This window comes from Tepidiphilus thermophilus (assembly GCF_001418245.1).
Classification (GTDB): domain Bacteria; phylum Pseudomonadota; class Gammaproteobacteria; order Burkholderiales; family Rhodocyclaceae; genus Tepidiphilus; species Tepidiphilus succinatimandens.
Genome location: NZ_LIPU01000004.1, coordinates 108,170 through 126,682, shown reverse-complemented (window position 1 = coordinate 126,682; position 18,513 = coordinate 108,170). Strand labels below are relative to the sequence as shown.

General features: G+C 65.7%; 20 protein-coding genes and 1 pseudogene. 8 read left to right on the top strand and 13 right to left on the bottom strand.

What is annotated here, in order from left to right:
• The first annotated feature begins 4 nt into the window (after window positions 1–4).
• The 4 genes from atpA (at window position 5) to ASC37_RS04905 (ending at window position 4,401) form a co-directional block, all read left to right on the top strand.
• Window positions 5–1,543: a F0F1 ATP synthase subunit alpha gene (atpA, locus tag ASC37_RS04920; RefSeq protein WP_055423313.1), complete on the top strand. Its 1,539-nt coding sequence runs from the start codon at window positions 5–7 to the stop codon at window positions 1,541–1,543.
• A gap of 34 nt (window positions 1,544–1,577) precedes the next feature.
• A complete protein-coding gene (atpG, locus tag ASC37_RS04915) occupies window positions 1,578–2,447 on the top strand; it encodes a F0F1 ATP synthase subunit gamma (protein ID WP_055423312.1) in 870 nt (289 codons plus the stop codon).
• Between the two features lie 29 nt (window positions 2,448–2,476).
• Entirely contained in the window at window positions 2,477–3,874 is a 1,398-nt protein-coding gene (gene atpD / locus ASC37_RS04910) for a F0F1 ATP synthase subunit beta (RefSeq protein ID WP_055423311.1), read from the top strand.
• Window positions 3,875–3,960: 86 nt separating this feature from the next.
• The gene (locus ASC37_RS04905) at window positions 3,961–4,401 is read left to right on the top strand and encodes a F0F1 ATP synthase subunit epsilon (RefSeq protein WP_055423310.1); all 441 of its coding nucleotides are present in this window, start codon (window positions 3,961–3,963) and stop codon (window positions 4,399–4,401) included.
• Between the two features lie 53 nt (window positions 4,402–4,454).
• On the opposite strand, the gene ASC37_RS04900 is transcribed toward ASC37_RS04905, so the two are convergent.
• The 4 genes from ASC37_RS04900 to ASC37_RS04885 are packed head-to-tail and all read right to left on the bottom strand — an operon-like array spanning window position 4,455 to window position 7,329.
• Window positions 4,455–5,042 (bottom strand): hypothetical protein, encoded by a 588-nt coding sequence (locus ASC37_RS04900; RefSeq protein ID WP_055423309.1) that lies wholly within the window; start codon window positions 5,040–5,042, stop codon window positions 4,455–4,457.
• A gap of 3 nt (window positions 5,043–5,045) precedes the next feature.
• Window positions 5,046–5,918, bottom strand: coding sequence for a Tim44 domain-containing protein (locus ASC37_RS04895; RefSeq protein WP_055423308.1), 873 nt, complete (start codon window positions 5,916–5,918; stop codon window positions 5,046–5,048).
• A gap of 18 nt (window positions 5,919–5,936) precedes the next feature.
• Entirely contained in the window at window positions 5,937–6,671 is a 735-nt protein-coding gene (gene ubiE / locus ASC37_RS04890; protein ID WP_055423307.1) for a bifunctional demethylmenaquinone methyltransferase/2-methoxy-6-polyprenyl-1,4-benzoquinol methylase UbiE, read from the bottom strand.
• Between the two features lie 37 nt (window positions 6,672–6,708).
• Window positions 6,709–7,329, bottom strand: a complete 621-nt coding sequence (locus tag ASC37_RS04885) for a TetR/AcrR family transcriptional regulator (protein WP_055423306.1) — start codon at window positions 7,327–7,329, stop codon at window positions 6,709–6,711.
• Window positions 7,330–7,542: 213 nt separating this feature from the next.
• Here ASC37_RS04885 and ASC37_RS04880 point away from each other — a divergent pair, with 213 nt between their 5' ends.
• Window positions 7,543–7,980 carry an HPP family protein gene (locus ASC37_RS04880; protein WP_198289008.1) on the top strand — a complete coding sequence of 146 codons (438 nt, stop codon included), beginning with the start codon at window positions 7,543–7,545 and terminating at the stop codon, window positions 7,978–7,980.
• Window positions 7,981–8,031: 51 nt separating this feature from the next.
• Here ASC37_RS04880 and arsA read toward each other — a convergent pair whose 3' ends face one another.
• The 5 genes from arsA to ASC37_RS04855 form a co-directional block, all read right to left on the bottom strand.
• Window positions 8,032–9,816, bottom strand: coding sequence for an arsenical pump-driving ATPase (gene arsA / locus ASC37_RS04875; RefSeq protein WP_055423305.1), 1,785 nt, complete (start codon window positions 9,814–9,816; stop codon window positions 8,032–8,034).
• 26 nt (window positions 9,817–9,842) lie between these two features.
• A complete protein-coding gene (gene arsD, locus ASC37_RS04870) occupies window positions 9,843–10,226 on the bottom strand; it encodes an arsenite efflux transporter metallochaperone ArsD (protein ID WP_055423304.1) in 384 nt (127 codons plus the stop codon).
• Window positions 10,227–10,292: 66 nt separating this feature from the next.
• Complete coding sequence (gene arsB, locus ASC37_RS04865; protein WP_055423303.1) at window positions 10,293–11,339, bottom strand: ACR3 family arsenite efflux transporter; 1,047 nt, start codon at window positions 11,337–11,339, stop codon at window positions 10,293–10,295.
• On the bottom strand, window positions 11,336–11,767 hold the full coding sequence (locus ASC37_RS04860; protein WP_055423302.1) for an arsenate reductase ArsC: 432 nt from the start codon (window positions 11,765–11,767) through the stop codon (window positions 11,336–11,338). The genes arsB and ASC37_RS04860 overlap by 4 nt, the downstream gene beginning before the upstream one ends.
• Window positions 11,764–12,120 carry an ArsR/SmtB family transcription factor gene (locus ASC37_RS04855; protein ID WP_072247926.1) on the bottom strand — a complete coding sequence of 119 codons (357 nt, stop codon included), beginning with the start codon at window positions 12,118–12,120 and terminating at the stop codon, window positions 11,764–11,766. The genes ASC37_RS04860 and ASC37_RS04855 overlap by 4 nt, the downstream gene beginning before the upstream one ends.
• Before the next feature lie 128 nt (window positions 12,121–12,248).
• On the opposite strand from ASC37_RS04855, the gene chrA reads away from it, so the two are divergent.
• Window positions 12,249–13,442: a chromate efflux transporter gene (gene chrA / locus ASC37_RS04850; RefSeq protein ID WP_055423301.1), complete on the top strand. Its 1,194-nt coding sequence runs from the start codon at window positions 12,249–12,251 to the stop codon at window positions 13,440–13,442.
• A 100-nt stretch (window positions 13,443–13,542) separates the two neighbouring features.
• On the top strand, window positions 13,543–14,325 hold the full coding sequence (locus ASC37_RS04845) for a GNAT family N-acetyltransferase (protein ID WP_082438377.1): 783 nt from the start codon (window positions 13,543–13,545) through the stop codon (window positions 14,323–14,325).
• 102 nt (window positions 14,326–14,427) lie between these two features.
• On the opposite strand, the gene ASC37_RS04840 is transcribed toward ASC37_RS04845, so the two are convergent.
• From ASC37_RS04840 to ASC37_RS04830, 3 genes are read right to left on the bottom strand one after another with little or no spacing between them, the layout of a single operon-like run.
• A complete protein-coding gene (locus ASC37_RS04840) occupies window positions 14,428–15,588 on the bottom strand; it encodes an acyl-CoA dehydrogenase family protein (RefSeq protein WP_055423300.1) in 1,161 nt (386 codons plus the stop codon).
• 10 nt (window positions 15,589–15,598) lie between these two features.
• On the bottom strand, window positions 15,599–16,381 hold the full coding sequence (badI, locus tag ASC37_RS04835; protein ID WP_055423299.1) for a 2-ketocyclohexanecarboxyl-CoA hydrolase: 783 nt from the start codon (window positions 16,379–16,381) through the stop codon (window positions 15,599–15,601).
• A 26-nt stretch (window positions 16,382–16,407) separates the two neighbouring features.
• On the bottom strand, window positions 16,408–17,175 hold the full coding sequence (locus ASC37_RS04830; RefSeq protein ID WP_055423298.1) for a glucose 1-dehydrogenase: 768 nt from the start codon (window positions 17,173–17,175) through the stop codon (window positions 16,408–16,410).
• Between the two features lie 108 nt (window positions 17,176–17,283).
• Here ASC37_RS04830 and ASC37_RS04825 point away from each other — a divergent pair, with 108 nt between their 5' ends.
• Window positions 17,284–17,754 (top strand): MarR family winged helix-turn-helix transcriptional regulator, encoded by a 471-nt coding sequence (locus tag ASC37_RS04825; protein ID WP_055423297.1) that lies wholly within the window; start codon window positions 17,284–17,286, stop codon window positions 17,752–17,754.
• On the opposite strand, the pseudogene ASC37_RS11245 reads toward ASC37_RS04825, so the two are convergent.
• Window positions 17,751–18,502, bottom strand: a pseudogene (locus ASC37_RS11245) (acyl-CoA dehydrogenase family protein). The gene ASC37_RS04825 and the pseudogene ASC37_RS11245 overlap by 4 nt on opposite strands.
• Window positions 18,503–18,513: the final 11 nt, after the last annotated feature.

Here is an 18,513-nt window from a genome sequence, read left to right as displayed (position 1 = left end):
TTCGATGCAACTCAATCCCTCTGAAATCAGCGACCTGATCAAGAGCCGGATCCAGAACCTGCAGCTATCGGCCCAGGCCCGCAACGAGGGCACCGTGGTGTCGATTGCCGACGGCATCTGCCGTATCCACGGTCTGGCCGACGCGATGCAGGGCGAAATGCTGGAGTTTCCCGGCAACACCTACGGGCTCGCGCTCAACCTGGAGCGCGACTCGGTCGGTGCCGTGGTGCTCGGCGACTTCGAGCACATCTCCGAAGGCGACACGGTCAAGGCTACTGGCCGCATCCTCGAAGTGCCGGTTGGCCCCGAACTGCTCGGGCGCGTGGTCAATGCCCTGGGGCAACCGATCGACGGCAAGGGTCCGATCGAAGCGAAGCTCACCGACAAGATCGAAAAAGTGGCCCCGGGCGTCATCTGGCGTAAGTCGGTGTCGCAGCCGGTGCAGACGGGCCTGAAGGCCGTCGATACCATGATCCCGATCGGCCGCGGCCAGCGCGAGCTGATCATCGGCGACCGCCAGACCGGCAAGACCGCGGTGGCCGTCGATACGATCATCAACCAGAAAGGCCAGAACATGTACTGCATCTACGTGGCGATCGGGCAGAAGGCCTCGACCATCGCCAACGTAGTGCGCAAGCTCGAAGAGCACGGCGCGATGGAATACACCACCGTCGTCGCCTCGCCCGCCTCCGAATCCGCCGCCATGCAGTATCTGGCCGCCTATGCCGGTTGCACCATGGGCGAGTATTTCCGCGACCGCGGCATGGACGCGCTCATCATCTACGACGATCTCACCAAGCAGGCTTGGGCCTACCGCCAGATTTCGTTGCTGCTGCGCCGTCCGCCGGGGCGCGAAGCCTATCCGGGCGACGTATTCTACCTGCACTCTCGTCTGCTCGAGCGCGCCGCGCGCGTCAACGAGCAGTACGTCGAGAACTTCACCAAGGGTGAGGTCAAGGGCAAGACCGGTTCGCTCACGGCGCTGCCGATCATCGAAACGCAGGCCGGCGACGTCTCCGCCTTCGTGCCCACCAACGTGATCTCGATCACCGACGGCCAGATCTTCCTCGAGACCGACCTCTTCAACGCCGGCATCCGCCCGGCGGTCAACCCCGGCATCTCGGTGTCGCGGGTGGGCGGTGCGGCCCAGACCAAGGTCATCAAGAAGCTCTCGGGCGGTATCCGGACCGACCTTGCCCAGTATCGGGAACTGGCGGCGTTCGCGCAGTTCGCCTCCGACCTGGACGAAGCTACCCGCAAGCAGCTCGAGCGTGGTCGCCGCGTCACCGAGCTCTTGAAGCAGCCGCAATACTCGCCGATGAACATCGCCCAGATGGCGGTGTCGCTGCTGGCGGTCAACAACGGCTTCTTCGACGACGTGCCGGTGGAGAAAGTGCTCGCCTGCGAACACGACATGCACCAGTACGTGGCGCAGCAGCTGCCCGACGTGATGGAGCGCATCCTGAAGACGGGCGAGCTCTCTGCCGAAGACGAGCAGCGCCTCAAGGATGCGATCGCCGCGTTCAAGAAATCCTGGGTCTGAGCGTACGGGCGACGATCACTAGGAGAAACGGGATATGGCCGGTAGCAAAGAGATACGGGGCAAGATCAAGAGCGTGCAGAACACGCGCAAGATCACCAAAGCCATGGAAATGGTGGCGGCCTCCAAGATGCGCAAAGCCCAGGAGCGGATGCGGACGGCCCGTCCCTACGCCGAGAAGATCCGCCGGCTCGCAGCCAACCTGTCGCACGCCAATGTGACCGAGTTCCGTCACCCCTTCCTCATCCAGAAGGAAGCGGTGAAGCGGGTCGGGCTCATTCTCGTGACGACCGACAAGGGGCTCTGTGGCGGCCTCAACACCAACATTCTGCGCCACACCGTCACTGCCATGAAGGCGTGGGAAGGCAGTGGGGTCGAGGACATCCGTGTGGTGGCCATTGGCAGCAAAGGCCTGGGGTTCATGCAGCGCATCAAGGCCAACGTCGTGGCCCAGCGCACGCAGCTCGGCGACGTGCCGCACCTCGACCAGCTCATCGGCCCGGTGCGCGTGCTGCTCGACGCCTACACTGCCGGTGAGGTCGATGCGGTGCATCTCGCCTACACCCGTTTCATCAACACGATGAAACAGGAGCCGGTGGTCGAGCAGCTGCTGCCGCTCACCGGGGAACGGCTGGGGGCGCCGGAGCACGCGTGGGATTACCTCTACGAGCCCGATCCCCAGTTGGTCATCGAGGAGCTGCTGGTGCGCTACATCGAGGCGATCGTCTACCAGGCGGTGGCCGAGAACATGGCTTCCGAGCAGAGCGCCCGGATGGTGGCGATGAAGGCGGCTTCCGACAACGCGGGCAACGTGATCAAGGAACTGCAGCTCGTCTACAACAAATCGCGGCAGGCGGCGATCACGAAAGAACTCGCCGAGATCGTCGGCGGCGCGGCGGCGGTGTGACGGACAATGCACAATCGAGGAAACACACGATGACAACGGGTACGATCGTTCAATGCATCGGCGCGGTGGTGGACATTCAGTTCCCCCGCGACGAGATGCCGAAAATCTACGAGGCCTTGAAGCTCGAAGATACGAGTGAGTTCGCCGAGACGGGGCTCACCTTCGAGGTGCAGCAGCAGTTGGGCGACGGCGTGGTGCGTACCATCGCCTTGGGCTCCAGCGATGGGCTGCGTCGCGGCATGAAAGTCAAGGCCACAGGGGCGCCGATCTCCGTTCCGGTCGGTTCCGGCACGCTGGGCCGCATCATGGACGTGCTGGGGCGCCCCATCGACGAGGCCGGCCCCATCCAGGCCGAAGAATACCGCTCGATCCACCAGAAGGCGCCGAAATTCGACGAGCTCTCCCCGTCGGTGGAGCTGCTGGAGACCGGCATCAAGGTGATCGACCTCATCTGCCCCTTTGCCAAAGGAGGCAAGGTGGGTCTGTTCGGCGGTGCCGGCGTGGGCAAGACCGTCAACATGATGGAGCTCATCAACAACATCGCCAAGCAGCACTCGGGTCTGTCGGTGTTCGCCGGCGTGGGCGAGCGCACCCGTGAGGGCAACGACTTCTACCATGAGATGCAGGAGTCGAACGTCCTCGACAAGGTGGCAATGGTCTTCGGCCAGATGAACGAACCGCCGGGCAACCGCCTGCGCGTGGCACTCACGGGCCTCACCATGGCGGAGAAGTTCCGCGACGAGGGTCGCGACATCCTCTTCTTCGTCGACAACATCTACCGCTACACGCTGGCCGGTACCGAAGTGTCGGCGCTACTCGGGCGGATGCCCTCGGCGGTGGGTTATCAGCCTACGCTCGCCGAGGAGATGGGTAAACTGCAGGAGCGGATTACCTCGACCAAGGTGGGTTCGATCACCTCGATCCAGGCGGTGTACGTGCCGGCGGACGACCTGACCGACCCGTCTCCCGCCACCACCTTCCTTCACCTCGACTCGACCGTGGTGCTGTCGCGCGACATCGCCGCGCTGGGGATCTATCCCGCGGTCGATCCGCTCGATTCCACCTCGCGCCAGCTCGACCCGCTCGTCGTGGGTGAGGAGCACTACAACGTGGCCCGTGCCGTGCAGGCGACGCTGCAGCGCTACAAGGAACTGCGCGACATCATCGCCATTCTCGGCATGGACGAACTCTCGCCGGAAGACAAGCTGGCAGTGGCACGCGCGCGCAAGATCCAGCGCTTCCTGTCGCAGCCCTTCCACGTGGCCGAGGTGTTCACCGGCAGCCCCGGCAAGTTCGTGCCGCTCAAGGAGACGATCCGCGGCTTCAAGATGATCGTCGAAGGGCAGTGCGACGACATTCCCGAGCAGGCGTTCTACATGGTCGGCACCATCGACGAAGCGATGGAAAAGGCCAAGAAACTGCAATGACGGTCTCGGCCGCCGTGGTGTTGTGGCGGCCGTGATCGCGCGCCGCGGCATCTCGTCCGCGGCGCCTTCGACGAGGGGATGCAAAGATGGCGATGACCGTACATGTCGATGTCGTGAGCGCCGAGGAGCAGATTTTCTCGGGGCTCGCGGAGCTGGTCGTGCTGCCCGGCGAGGCGGGCGAGCTGGGGGTGCTGCCGGGGCATGCGCCGCTGCTTTCCCGTATCCGTCCGGGAGCAGTGCGCATCAAGGTGCCGGATCGCGAGGAGCCGGAGATCATTTTCGTGGCTGGCGGCATGCTGGAGGTGCAGCCCAGCCTGGTGACGGTGCTCGCCGATACGGCGATCCGCGGCCGCGATCTGGACGAGGCGCGAGCGATGGAGGCCAAGCGCCGGGCCGAGGAGGCTTTGAAGGACCAGCAGGCGAAGATCGACTACGCGCGGGCGCAGGCCGAGCTGCTCGAGGCCGTGGCGCAGCTGCAGACGATCGAGCAGATGAAGCGCCTGAAGAACCGCGTGGGCGGCACCTGAGCCGCCTGCTGTTCGGAGGTGGAAAAGAAAAAGGCCGCGACATGCGGCCTTTTTCACTTGTGTGCCGCTGTGCCGGAGGCCAGGCGTGCGATGCGCCGGCGTAGGGCGTCGAGTTCGCGGGTGAGCGCCGCCGCGTCTGCCTGCAGCCGTTCGTATTCGGCGCGAGAGGGGAGCAGCCCCTCTTCTTCTTTCAGGGTTTCGATCAGGTTGCCGCCGATCGCCGCGCCGGCATTGCGCAGGGCGGCGAGACCGGCGCGCATGAGCGCATGCAGGCGCAGCCCCAGGATGGGGCCAAACCGCTCGGCAAACCAGTGTTCCAGCGTTGGGGCAGGTTCGGAGAAGGCCTTGGCGAGCAGCTCGGCGATCGCCGCTTCGCCCTCGACGTGCGTGCGCACCGCGGCGCCTTCGGCGAGCAGCCTCCGCCGCAGGACTTCTTCGAGGCGCAGGCGGATCGTCACGGCGGGCGCAACGGCAGCATCGGGCAGCAGTCGGCCGTTTGCGTCGATTCGCAATCCCAAGGGCGGCAAGGGTTCGATTTCGAGGCGTACCGCAGCGCCGGCGTGGGCGGCGAGCCGCTCGCGCCACCAGGGGACTTCGTCGAGGTGACGCTCGAGCGCCGCCGTGAGCACCCCTTGCCACATGGTTCAGGCAACCGGTTGGATGCCGGCAAGCCGCCAGCCGCCGCCGTGGAGCGGTTTGACCAGATGCCAGTATTCGCTGAAGGGTTGCGGCGGGGCGTCGCGCGACTCGCGCAGGCTACCGGAGAATTCGACCGTGGCGACGTAGTGGTCCCCTTCGAGGGCGAGATCGACGAGGCGCGCTTCCAGCATCACGATGTCGGTCTTCTCACCGGGAGTCTGCCCACCCTGGCGGCGCAGGTCGGCGAGCAGCTCCGGCGTGACGAGGGAGGCAATGGCTTCCCAGTCGCCGCGGTCGTGCGCTGCCTGCAGTTCGACGAAACGCCGCTTGGCTTCGGCGAGGAAGGCGGCTTCGTCGAGCTGGGCGCGCAGGTCGTCAGCGACAGGAGTGCCGTTGGCCGGCGCTGCAGGGGGCGCGCTCATGGCGGGCCCGGTCATCGTGCGCTCGGTCGCTCCGGCGTAGGCCGGTTCGGGCGCGCGCCGTGCTCCGGCGAAGCGGCGAAAGAGGGCGAAGAGCACGACGGCGAAGAGCACGAGGAGGAGCAGAGAACCGAATTCTTCGCTCAAGCCCAGGTGCTGGAAGAGCGCTGCCAGCCCTAGGCCGGCAGCGAGTCCAGCGAGGGGACCGAGCCAGGAGCGTTTGGGCGCCGGCTGCGGCGTGGTGCTGGGTTGCTGCGCCGGTGTCTGGCGCTGGGCGGGGGCCTGGGTGGGAGAGGTCGGACTTGCCGGTTTCGGCGCCGGGGAGAGGGGGGCAGAGGGGGTGATGTTGCGCTGCAGGCCGCCACCGCTGCCGCCGCCGAGGCGTTTGGCTTCGGTGGCGTCGAAGAAAGTAAAGGAGGCGAAGAGCGCGAGCAGCAGGGTGAGGAAGGGGCGTTTCATGGGGCCTCCGTTAAGGGCTTACAGCTTGCGGCCGAGGTGCAGGGCGACCACGCCGGCGGTGAGGTTGTAATAATCGACGCGATGAAAGCCGATGCGTTCCATCATTGCCTTGAGCGTTTCCTGGTCGGGATGCACGCGGATCGATTCGGCGAGGTAGCGGTAGCTCTCGGCGTCGTGGGCGATTTTCTCGCCCAGCCAAGGTAGGACCTTGAAGGAATAGAGGTCGTAGGCCGGTGAAAGAGGGGCCCAGACGCGGGAGAATTCGAGCACGAGGAGTCGCCCGCCGGGCTTGAGCACGCGGTGCATCTCGGCGAGCGCCGTTTCCTTGTGCGTCATGTTGCGCAGGCCGAAGGCGACGCTGACGCAGTCGAAATGATCCGAGGGGAAGGGGAGCGCTTCGGCGTCGCACTGCGCCGTGGGCACGAGCACCCCTTCGTCGAGGAGCCGGTCGCGCCCGCGCGCGAGCATGGCACCGTTGATGTCGGTGAGCCAGACTTCCCCGGTGGGGCCCACGCGCCGGGCGAAGGCGAGCGCCAGATCGCCCGTGCCGCCGGCGATGTCGAGCACGCGGTGGCCGGGGCGTACGCCGGAGACGGTCACGGCGAACTTTTTCCACAGCCGGTGCAGGCCGAGCGACATGAGATCATTCATCAGGTCGTACTTGCCGGCGACCGAGGAAAATACCCGGCCAACGAGGTGTTTCTTTTCGGGTTCGGGTACCTTGCGGAAGCCGAAGTCGGTGACTTCGTTCATGGCGTACCTGTTTCTCCACGGCATCGATGCGAAGCATTCATGATAACGCATCGTGCCGCGGGGTGGACGAATCAGCCGAAACGGTCGGTGCTGTCGTCTTCGGTCTGCTCTGCGCCAGGATGGTCTGGGTTGCTTGCCAGGCGCTGCGAGGGGAATCTTTCTCTCCGAGCACGAGCGCCGTCACGATGGCTCCTTCGAGGAGCAAGAGTACTTGTGCAGCGAGGCGTCCGGCGGCGGATTCCTCGGTGAGTGGTGACACGATCTCTTTGATCTTCTTTCGGATCGCTTCCTTGTGAGCCTTGGCGGCGAGGTGGATCGGATCATCCGGTGCTGGATACTCCGCCGCGGCGCTGATGAACATGCAGCCGTTGAAGGTGGGTTCGTTGAACCAGCGTTCGTGCCAGACGAACACCGCTTCGAGTCGTTCCCAAGGTGAGTCGAACGAGGCGACGAAGGCATCCATCGCAGCGCGAAACGCTGCGTCGCGTCGCTCGAGGACGGCGGCGATCAGGGCGTCCTTCGAGGGAAAGTGTTTGTAGAGCGTCATCTTGGAGACGCCGGATTCGGCCACGATCCGATCGATGCCGACGGCGTGGTAGCCGTGAGCGTAGAAAAGGCGCTCGGCCGTATCGAGTAGGAGCTGGCGGGTGTCGCGCATCGGAAGCATCGCTGTGGCAGGCAAGGTGAAGTATATGGGAAGAGAAGGGCAAGCCCAAGTTGACATATACAGACAGGTCTGTATTATCAGTTTCGTGTCTCTTGCACGCCATCTTTCGACGACGCCTTGGGAGCCCCTCATGATCGGATTCGTCAGCAAATGGAAAATTGGCGGTGCCGTATGCCCGCCGCGAGCCCCTTTGGGGGATATCGCTTGGGCCGGACTCGGGGGGCAATCGCGATCGCCGTGGTGGCCTATGCTTCGAGCCGGGCGCAGCTGCCGCTCGTTCTGGGTTCGTTCGGCGCCAGTTGCGTGTTGCTCTTTGGATTTCCCGATAGCCCCTTTTCCCAGCCGCGCAACGTGATCGGTGGCCACTTGCTCGCTTCACTCGTGGGCTTGGTGTTCCTGCATCTGCTCGGGGATGCTTGGTGGAGCATGGCGCTGGCGGCGGGCTGCACGATCGCCGGGATGCAACTCACCCGTACCGTCCATCCGCCGGCCGGCTCGAACCCGGTCATCGTCATGCTCTCGGGGGCGTCGTGGCCGTTCTTGCTCACGCCGACCTTATGCGGGGCGCTCGCCCTGGTCGGGGTGGCGTTGATCGTCAATAACTTGCGCACGGGGCGAGCGTATCCCACATACTGGTGGTGAGCGTGGAAAGGGGCGTTCGGTGCAACGAGGCGTCCCTTTTCTTTTCCTGCCTCAGGCCGCAGCGCAGTAACGGCTCTTTTCCCCGGCATCGACGAGCTGCCACAGACCGTCGCGGCCGACCGGCTCTCGGGCGAACCACGGAATCAGCACGCAGCGGCCGCGTGTGTGTTGCTGTACGCGGCGGATGAAGGGCAGTTCGTAGGCGGCGCGTTCGGCAAGGCACGGATGGCGCGTGCCGCTCGCGAGCAGCGACTGGTTGATCACCCAGCCGAAGGGGTGGATGCCGGCGCGCTCGAGGTCGGCTTCGAGCGCCTCGGCTTCGGAAACCGGCGTGGATTCCGGTAGGGTGACGATGCAGACGTGCGTGAAGTCAGGGTCGCGCAGGCGCGGCAGCAGTTCGCGCACCGCTTCGGGCAGGTCGCCCTGGGTGCGCAGGACTTCGCGGTGGTAAGCCTCGGTCGCGTCGAGCAACAGAATGGTATGGCCGGTAGGTGCCGTGTCAAGCACGACGAAACCGGAGGTACCGCCGGCCACGGTGTGGGCGAAGGCGCGGAAGACGGCGATTTCCTCGGTGCAGGGCGAGCGTAGGTCTTCTTCCAGCATGGCGCGCGCCTCTGGCGTGAGGTCCTTGCCCTTTTGTTCGAGTACTTCGGAGGTGTAACGGGCGAGTTCGGCAGCCGGGTCGATGCGCGTCACCGTGAGGCCGGCGGTTTCGCCCGCGAGCGCGTCGGCAAGGTGCGCCGCCGGGTCGGTGGTCGACAAGGTGACTTTCTTGCCGCGCTCGGCGAGCGCGAGCGCAATCGCCGCAGCTACCGAAGTCTTGCCCACGCCGCCTTTGCCCATGGTGAGGACGACGCCGTGATCCTGGCGGGCAAGTTCGTCGATAAAAGCGGACAAGCCTGGCGGCAGGTCGGTGACTTCCGGCAGCGCTACCGGCCCCTGCGGGGCGGGTGGCGTGCCAGAGAGCAATTGCTGCAAACCGGCAAGCCCGGTCGTACCGCGCGGCAGGAAGGGCAGGGTACTTTGCGGCAGGGCGGCGAGTCCGGGTGGGATGGCGGCAAGCGCCGCGGCGTGACGCTCGGCCATGGCACGGGCGATGGCATCGTCGCCGGTTTCGTCGGCGAATAGCCCGTTGATCACCAGATGCAGGTTGCGGATGCCGAGTTCTGCCAGCTCGACGCGGGTGCGCTCGGCCTCGCGCAGCGCGGCGCGTTCGGGACGGCTGACGAGCACCAGGGTGGTCTCGGCCGGATTGCCCAGCCGGGCGACCGTGGCGGCGTAGCGTTCGCGCTGTTGCTGTAGCCCGGCGAGCGGCCCCAGGCAGGAGGCGCCACCGGTCGTGGATGCGATGAATTCATCCCAGGCGCTCGGCAGGGTGAGGAGCCGCAGGGTGTGACCGGTAGGGGCGGTGTCGAAGATGACGTGGTCGAATCCGGCGGTGGCGGATGGGTCGCCCAAGAGTCGCGCGAATTCGTCGAAGGCGGCAATTTCCACGGTGCAGGCCCCGGAAAACTGCTCTTCCATGCTCTGGATGGCCGCCTCGGGCAAGATGCCACGGTAGGGTGCGACCATGCGTTCGCGGTAGGCCGCTGCCGCGGCGCGCGGGTCGAGATCGAGCGCAAAAAGGTTCGGCGCCCCCACGATCGGCGTCGGGGCATGCCCGACCGGCGTGCCGAGTACTTCGCTCAGATTGGAGGCCGGGTCGGTGCTGACGATGAGAACTTTCCTGCCGCGCTGCGCCAGGGAGAGGCCGGTGGCGCAGGAGAGCGAGGTCTTGCCGACTCCGCCCTTGCCGGTGAAGAAGAGATAGCGTGTGTCGAGGGTGAGCAGGTTCATGGTGGCGGATTCCTTGTTGGTGGCGTTCAACAGCAGCTTTTGCCCTGGACGGCGGCGGGTTGAGCGGCGCAGCAGGTGCCGCTTGCCGGGGCGTCGGTGGCGGAAACATCGGTTAGGCCGAGTTTTGCGGCCAACGCGTGGCGATCGGGGTAGGCGCCGCTGGCGAGCAGTTCGCCGTCGAGAAAAACGGCCGGCAGGCGGTCGTTGCCCTGTTGCAAAAGCGCCAGCACGCGCGGATTGGTGGCGAACGCGGCGGGGTCCTGGCCGAGGTTGTGGCGTTCGACCGTCACGCCGTGCGCTTCCAGCCACTTGAGATCGGCGGCGAATTGCGCGAGCGCCGGGTCGACATCGACGCCGCAGACGCCGGTCGCGCAGCACAGGGCGGGATCGAAGACTTCGAGTTTGGGCATGATGGAACTCCTTGGGTTCGAGGGAGGGAGGTTTGCCTACCGTCGCCGGCGGGCAGGGGTCGTGGCTCACACCGTGCGGTGTTCGTACCAGCCGCGGGTGCGACGCACGAATTTCACGACAAGCAACATGGCCGGCACTTCGATCAGCACGCCGACCACCGTGGCGAGCGTCGCACCGGAGGCAAGACCGAACAGGCTGATCGCTGTGGCCACCGCCAGTTCGAAGAAGTTGGAGGCGCCGATCAGGGCCGACGGGCAGGCGACGGCGTAGTCCTCGCCCAGGGCGCGGTTGAGGCCGTAGGCGAGCGCGGCGTTGAAGGCGACCTGCACTACGATGGGCACGGCCAGCAGTGCGATCACCAGGGGCTGGGCAAGGATGGCTTGCCCCTGGAAGGCGAAGATCAGCACCAAGGTGGCAAGGAGCGCCGCCGTCGACCACGGCGCGATGCGGCGCATCGCCGCGGCAAAGGCCGCCTCGCCGCGTTTCATGAGCCGTTTGCGCCAGAGTTGGGCGAGGACGACCGGAATGACGAGGTAGAGGAGCACCGAGGCGACGAGCGTCTGCCACGGTACCGTGATCGCCGACAGGTCGAGCAGAAAACCGACGAGCGGCGCGAAGGCGAAGACCATGATGAGATCGTTGACGGCCACCTGGGTGAGGGTGAACAGCGGGTCGCCGTCGGCGAGCCGGCTCCAGACGAAGACCATCGCCGTGCACGGCGCAGCGGCGAGCAGGATGAGCCCGGCGAGATAGGCATCGATTTCGCCGGCCGGTAGCCACGGGGCAAAAAGCTGGCGAATGAAGAACCAGCCGAAGAATGCCATCGAAAAGGGTTTGACCAGCCAATTGACGAAGAGCGTCACGCCGATGCCGCGCACGTGGCGGCGCAGGTCGTGCAGGGCGCTGAAATCGACCTTCACCAGCATCGGGACGATCATTACCCAGATGAGGAGACCCACCGGCAAATTGACTTCGGCCACCGTGCAGCGGGAGAGTGCCGCGAACACCTCGGGCAGCGCCTGCCCTAGCCCGATGCCGGCACCGATGCACAGGAGCACCCAGAGCGTGAGATAGCGTTCGAAGAATCCCAAAGGCGAGGCGGGAGCGCTCATGGACGGGCTCCTCGTTCAGCATCCAGAGCCTGGCGAACGGCAGGCACCAGCCTGGCGCGGATTTCGTCGCGCACTTCGAGGAAACGCGCAAGCGGCTGCCCCATCGGGTCGGGGAAGGCAACGTGCAGCCGTGGCACCGGACGCGGGAAGACGGGGCAGGATTCCTTGGCGTCGTCGCAGACGGTGACGACGAGCTCGACCGGTTCGTCGAGCACGGCGTCGAGGGATTTGGGCACGAGCCCATCGGCCGGCAGGCCGGCGAGGCGCAGCGCGGCGAACACTTCGGCCGGCACTTCGCCCGCCGGTTGCGTGCCTGCCGAGATCGCCCGCACTGCGGGGGCGAGTTCGTGTTCGAGAAGGGCCTGCGCCAGCTGCGAGCGGCAGGCGTTGTGCGTGCACAGCACGAGCACGGTCTTCGTCATCGTCATGCTCCTTGGGGTGCAGGGCTGGTCGTTTGGGGAAGTTCTTCGTTTGGTCTGGTTGCCGCCCCAGAGAGGCAAGCAACTCCGCCGCAGCAGTTCTGCGTGAGGAAAGCGAGGAGTTCGTCCATCGTCTCGTAGGCGGCGGCGTAGCGCAGATACCGCCCCTCTTTGTGCCGACGGATCAAACCGACCCGTTTGAGGTGCGCGAGGTGGAAGGACAGGGTGGCGGGAGGCAGGCCGAGCGCTTCACCGAGTTCGTTCGGATAGCGGCCCGGCGGCCCGGCTTCGACGAGCAGGCGGAAGATGGCAAGGCGCGTTTCGTGCCCCAGAGCGGCGAGGAGTTCGGCAGCAAGTAACATTTCCATATTTCCATTATTGTTGAAGTATTGAATGATGTCAAGCATGCGATACCCGAAAAACCGTTCACCGACTATCCTGAGTCGACCAGGCGGTCGATGTGCCCGGCGCAGATGTGGAGGGAGGGGCAATGAACGGGGAACGAAAAAGGGCAGGGGCGTGGGACGTCTTGTTCGTCTTTCTGCGCCTGGGGCTGACGTCGTTCGGCGGGCCGATCGCGCATCTGGGCTATTTTCGCGAGGAGTTCGTGGTGCGCCGTGGCTGGCTCGACGAGCGGGAATATGCCGATCTGGTGGCGCTGTGCCAGTTCCTGCCGGGACCGGCGAGCAGTCAGGTGGGAATGGCATTAGGCTATCTGCGGGCCGGCTACGGCGGGGCGCTCGCCGCCTGGCTCGGGTTCACCCTGCCCTCGGCGGTGGCGATGATCCTGTTCGCGCTGGGCCTGACGCACTACGCCCAGGCGGTTCCCGCCGGCGTCTTGCACGGTTTGAAAGTGGCGGCGGTGGCGGTGGTGGCGCAGGCGGTGTGGGGCATGGCGCGCACGCTGTGTCCCGATGCGCGGCGCGTGACGCTGATGACGGTGGCGGCGTGCTGCGTCGCGCTCGCGCCACTGGCCTGGGTGCAGGTGGCGGTCATCGCGGCGGCGGGCGTGGCCGGTTTGGCACTACTCCCAGGGCGGGAATTACCGCTGCCCGAGCCGTTGCCGATCGCGGTGCGACGGCGCACGGGCCTCTTTTGGCTCGCGCTCTTCGCCGCGCTGCTCATGGTCCTGCCGCTGCTCGCCCACTTGACCGAAAATCCCACGCTCACGCTCGTCGATGCATTCTACCGCGCCGGCGCGCTCGTCTTCGGCGGAGGGCACGTGGTGCTGCCGCTGCTGCAGGCGGAGACGGTGCCGCGCGGCTGGGTCGACGCGCAGACGTTCCTCGCCGGCTACGGGGCGGCGCAGGCGGTGCCGGGGCCGCTCTTCACCTTCGCGGCTTTTCTCGGTGCCGTTCGCGAGATACCGCCGGCGGGCTGGACGGGCGGTCTGCTCGCGCTCACCGCGATTTTCCTGCCTTCGTTCTTCCTGATCCTCGGCGCACTGCCGTTCTGGGCGAAATGGCGCCACCTGCGGCACACGCAGGCGGCGCTCGCCGGCGTCAATGCCGCAGTGGTCGGCCTCCTGCTTGCCGCGCTCTATCAGCCGGTGTGGACCAGCGCGATCCTGCGGCCGCAGGATTTCTGTCTCGCGCTCGTCGCCTTCGTCGCGCTGCTCTTCTGGCGCGTGCCGCCTTGGGCAGTGGTCGGCGGGTGCGGTTTCCTGGGTGGTGTGCTGGGGTGAGGGAAGGGTTGCAGCGATGTGCCGTTGACATCACCATGTAACCTGACGTGCTTACTCTGCCGCCGTCGTCCCGATCGGGACTCGTGCCGCAGGAGCCGTCATGACCCTTGCCGTTGCCGTGCAACACCAGCGCGCCACCTTGCCGGCGCTGGGACGCTATGAACTGGCGCTCGCCGCGAGCGAGCTCGACGTGTATGAGGCGCAGCGTCTGCGCTACCGCGTCTTTCACGATGAACTCGGGGCGCGTTTGACGAGCCGCATTCCTGGGCTCGATTGCGATTTCTTCGATCCGTATTGCGAGCACCTCATCGTGCGCGATCGGGTGGAGCAGCGCGTGGTCGGCTGCTATCGCGTGCTCACGCCGGAAGGGGCGAAGCGCGTGGGCGGCTTGTATTCCGAGCAGGAATACGATCTGGTGCGCCTCGACCCCTTGCGCGAGCGCATGGTGGAGGTGGGGCGGGCCTGCATCGCGCCGGGACACCGTCATGGCGGGGTGATCGCGCTGCTCTTTGCCGGCCTGGCGAGCTATCTGGACGTGCGCGGCTACCGTTATCTCTTCGGGTTGGCGTCGGTGCCGCTGCATGCGGGGCTCGACGCGGTTCATGCCCTGTTTGTGGCACAGTGGGCGGAACGCGCTGCACCGATCGAATATCGCGTCACGCCGCGCCGGCCGCTGCCTGAGGTCGAAGGGGCGACACGCGCCGAGCCGGCACCTTGCCCGGCGCTCCTCAAGGCCTACCTCAACGCGGGGGCGTGGCTGTGCGGTGCGCCCGCGCTGGATGCGGATTTCCGGTGCGCGGACGTGCCGGTATTGCTGTCGGCCGAGCGGATCTCTCGGCGCTACGCGCGGCATTTTCGGGCGGAGATGGGGAGCATTGGCTGAACATGAGCGAGACACGAACGGCCGGTACGCGACTCGAGCACCTGCCAGCGAGCGGCAGGCGCTCGGTTTGGCGTTGCGCGAACCCTTGGACGTGGACGCGACTCAGCCGTAGATTTTCCCCGAACGGATGAGGTTGCGCGCGATCACCAGCTGCTGGATCTGCGTGGTGCCTTCGTAGATGCGGAAGAGCCGCACGTCGCGGTAGAAGCGCTCGATGCCGTATTCGGCCATGTACCCCGCGCCGCCGTGGATCTGCACGGCCCGGTCGGCCACGCGGCCGCACATCTCGGTGGCGAACATCTTGGCGCAGGCCGCCTGCAGGTTGACGTTCTCTCCCGCATCCCGCAGGCGCGCGGCATCGAGCACCATGCAGCGCGCGGCGTAGATCTCGGCCTGGCTGTCGGCGAGCATCGCCTGGACTAGCTGGAATTCGGCGATGGGCTTGCCGAACTGCTCACGCTCACAGGCGTAGCGCAGCGCATCCTGCAGCATGCGCTCGGCCACGCCGACCGCGGTTGCGGCGATGGCGATGCGCCCTTTGTCGAGCACTTTCATCGCCGTCTTGAAGCCTTGGCCTTCGCGTCCGCCGATGAGGTTTTCGGCCGGCACGCGGCAGTTCTCGAAGACGACGTCGGCGGTGTGGGCCCCGCGCTGGCCCATTTTGACGTCGGGCGGGCCGACCCACAGGCCCGGTGTGTCGCGCTCGACGAGGAAGGCGGAGATGCCGTCGGCTCCTTTTTTGGCAGGATCGGTGCGGGCCATCACGGTGAAGATGCCGGCTTCCGGGGCGTTGGTGATGAAGCGTTTGGTGCCGTTGAGCACATAACAGTCGCCTTCACGCACCGCGGTCGTCCTCAGGCTTGCTGCGTCCGACCCGGCGCCCGGTTCCGTCAGAGCGAAGGAGCCGATGAGCTCGCCGGAGGCGAGGCGGGGCAGATAGCGGGCTTTCTGCTCCGGCGTCCCGTCGATGACGATCGCCTGGCTGCCGATGCCGCAGTTGGTGCCGAAATAGGAACGGAAGGCCGGCGAGGTGTGCCCCATTTCGAAGTACACCCGCACTTCTTCCTCCATGGTGAGCCCCATGCCGCCGTATTCTTCGGGGATCGTCAGGCCGAAGAGCCCCAGGCGGCGCATCTCGGCGACGATCTCCTCGGGGATGCGGTCGGTGCGCGCCACTTCCGCCTCGGCCGGCACCAGACGCTCGCGTACGAAGCGGGCGATCGTGTCGAGCAGAAGCGTCAAGGTTTCCTCGTCCCGGATCATCGACGCGCCCTCATTTGACGTATTTGCGGAAATCGGGCTTGCGTTTTTCCTGGAACGCGCGCACGCCCTCGGCCGATTCCGGCGTCTCGTAGTAGAGGCGCAGCGCCTGCATCGCCAGCGCTCCCATGCCGCGGATCATCTCGGTGTCGACGTTGAACGACTTCTTCGCCAGTGCGATCGCAGTCGGGCTCTTCTCCAGGATCTCGTCGCACCAGCGGCGCACTTCCTCGTCGAGCCGCTCGGGCGGCACCACGGCATTGACGAGCCCCATGGCCAGCGCTTCCTGGGCCGTGTAGCGCCGGCACAGATACCAGATTTCGCGTGCCTTCTTCTCCCCCACGACGCGCGCCAGCAGCGCCGTACCGAATCCGGGATCCACCGAGCCTACCTTGGGACCAACCTGGCCGAACTGCGCCGTCTCGGAGGCGATCGCCAGATCGCACAGCGTCACGAGCACGTTGCCGCCGCCGATCGCATAGCCGTTCACCCGCGCGATCACCGGCTTGGCGATGTCACGGATCACGCTCTGCACTTCCTCGATCGGCAGGCCGATGGCACCACGCCCGCCGTAGCCGCCCTCGTGGGTGCTCTGGTCTCCGCCGGTGCAGAACGCCTTGTCACCGGCGCCGGTGAGTACCACCACGCCGATGCTGCGGTCGAAGTCTGCATCTTTGAAGGCGTGGATCATTTCCTCGCAGGTTTGGGCGCGGAAGGCGTTGTAGCGCTGCGGGCGGTTGATCGTGATCGTGGCCACGCCATCGACCTTGGTGTAGAGAATGTCCTGATATTCCATCTTCTTGCTCCTTCCTTTTGGGTGGATCAGCCGGCCATCGTCAGGCCGCCGGAGACGCTGATGACCTGGCCGGTGATGAAGGCCGCTTCGTCGCTGGAGAGAAACACCACGATGCCCGCCACGTCTTCGGGTTCGCCCAGACGGCCGAAAGGGATTGCCTTGATGAGCGCCGCGCGCAGCTTCTCTCCTTGTTCGCCTTCGCCGGCAAAATCGCGAAAGAGTGCCGTGTCGGTGGGGCCGGGGCAGACGACGTTCACGTTGATCTTCTGCCGGGCGAGCTCGCGGGCGATCGTTTTCGAGAACGCCACCAGCCCGCCTTTGCAAAAGGCATAGACTGATTCGCCCGACGAGCCCACGCGCGCCGCGTCCGAGGCGATGTTCACGACCCGCCCCTTGCCGCGTGCCGCCATCCGGCTCAGCACCGCGTGGTGCATGTAGAGCGGCCCGTAGAGATTGACCGCCACGATCTTGTCCCACAGCGCCTTGTCGGTTTTGAGGAAAGGAGCCGCCCGGTCCCAGCCCGCGTTGTTGACGAGGATGTCGATGGGGCCGAGATCATTCTCGACCGCCGCCACCGTGGCCTGTACCTGTTCCTGTACGGTGAGGTCGACGGGGTAGGCTTTGGCCTTGCCGCCGGCGGCACGGATCTCCCCAGCCACCTCCTCGGCGGCTTTGCCGTTGAGATCGAGCACCGCTACAGCCGTGCCCTCTTCGCCGAAGCGGCGGCAGATGGCCGCACCGATCCCGCCTCCGCCGCCCGTGATTACCGCTACTTTGTCGCGCAAGCCTTTCATCATCTTCCTCCTTCCTCCTTGGTATCGAACACGATCCCGGTGCCGGGACCCCTACGGTTATACTTTCCTATTCTTTCCCGCCGCGTGCCTTTGCGCCATGAGTTGCCCATGAAGGATCTGACCCCTGAAAAGACCCTCGCCATCGTCGAGATCAACAACCGTCTCTTCTTTCGTTTCTTTCAGACGGCCAACACGCTGCACACCAAAGGGACGCAGGCGCTGAGCGAGTTTGGCGTGACCACCCAGCAGTGGTCGGTGCTCGGGGCACTCTCCCGTCCGCAGGCGGCCGAGGGGATGACCGTGGGTGAGCTCAGCCGCTATCTGCTGGTGAGCCGGCAGAACCTTTTCGGCATCCTCAACCGCCTGGAACGCCAGGGGTACGTCGAACGCGTCACCGGCGAGGAGGACCGTCGCTCGCGCAAGGTGCGCCTTACCGCGAAAGGGGAGAAGCTCTGGGCCGATCTTGCCGAACCGATCCACGATTTCTACGACAAGGCGCTCAAGGGGTTGTCGTTCGACGATCGCATCACCTTCATCCATTATCTCAACGTTCTGCATAACAACATGGCCAAACTCTAGGGGCGATGCCGGGCGAGCATCTGCCGGGAGATGATCATCTTCATGATGTTGGCGGTGCCGTCGCCGATCTGCAGACCGAGCACGTCGCGGTAGCGCTGACCGAACGGCAGATCGTTGCTGTAGCCTCCGTGACCGTGGGCGATCAGGCACTGCTGGATGATCTCGCAGGCGAGCTTGGGGGCCCACCACTTGCACATCGCCGCCTCGGCCGTGTGCGGAAGCTCTTGGTCTTTCAGCCATAAGGACTACCGCCACGTCGGCTTGGGTAGCCATCGAAATCGAGGCCTTCTCTCCGTTGAGCACGAAATGATCGCCTTTGCGCTGCGCTCGCAACCGGATGCGGGCGGCGTCCGACCCTGCGTGGGGTTCGGTCAGGGCGATCGCGATGAGTTTCTCTCCCGCCGTCACTGCCCGCAACCATTCCCTTGCCATGGAGGAGCGGCCGTACGTATTGTGCAACGATCTGCCCGCACAAGGAGGCGAGGAGATTGACATAGGCGACGTTGAAATCGCCCCTGGCGATGCTCTCGAGCAGTAAGCCGCTGCTGAGGCGATCCAGCCCCGAGCCACCGAAGTCCACGGGGAGCTCCGGCGCGATGAACCCTAGCTGGCCCATCTCCCGCGCGAGCTCCCTTTCGATCCGTCCTGCGTGCTCGCGGGCACGATAGCCCGGTTTCAGCCTTTGCGTGGCGAACCGGTCGGCTGCATCGACCAGTGCCTGTTGGTCTTCGCTGAGCGACAACTCCATCTCCCCCCCCT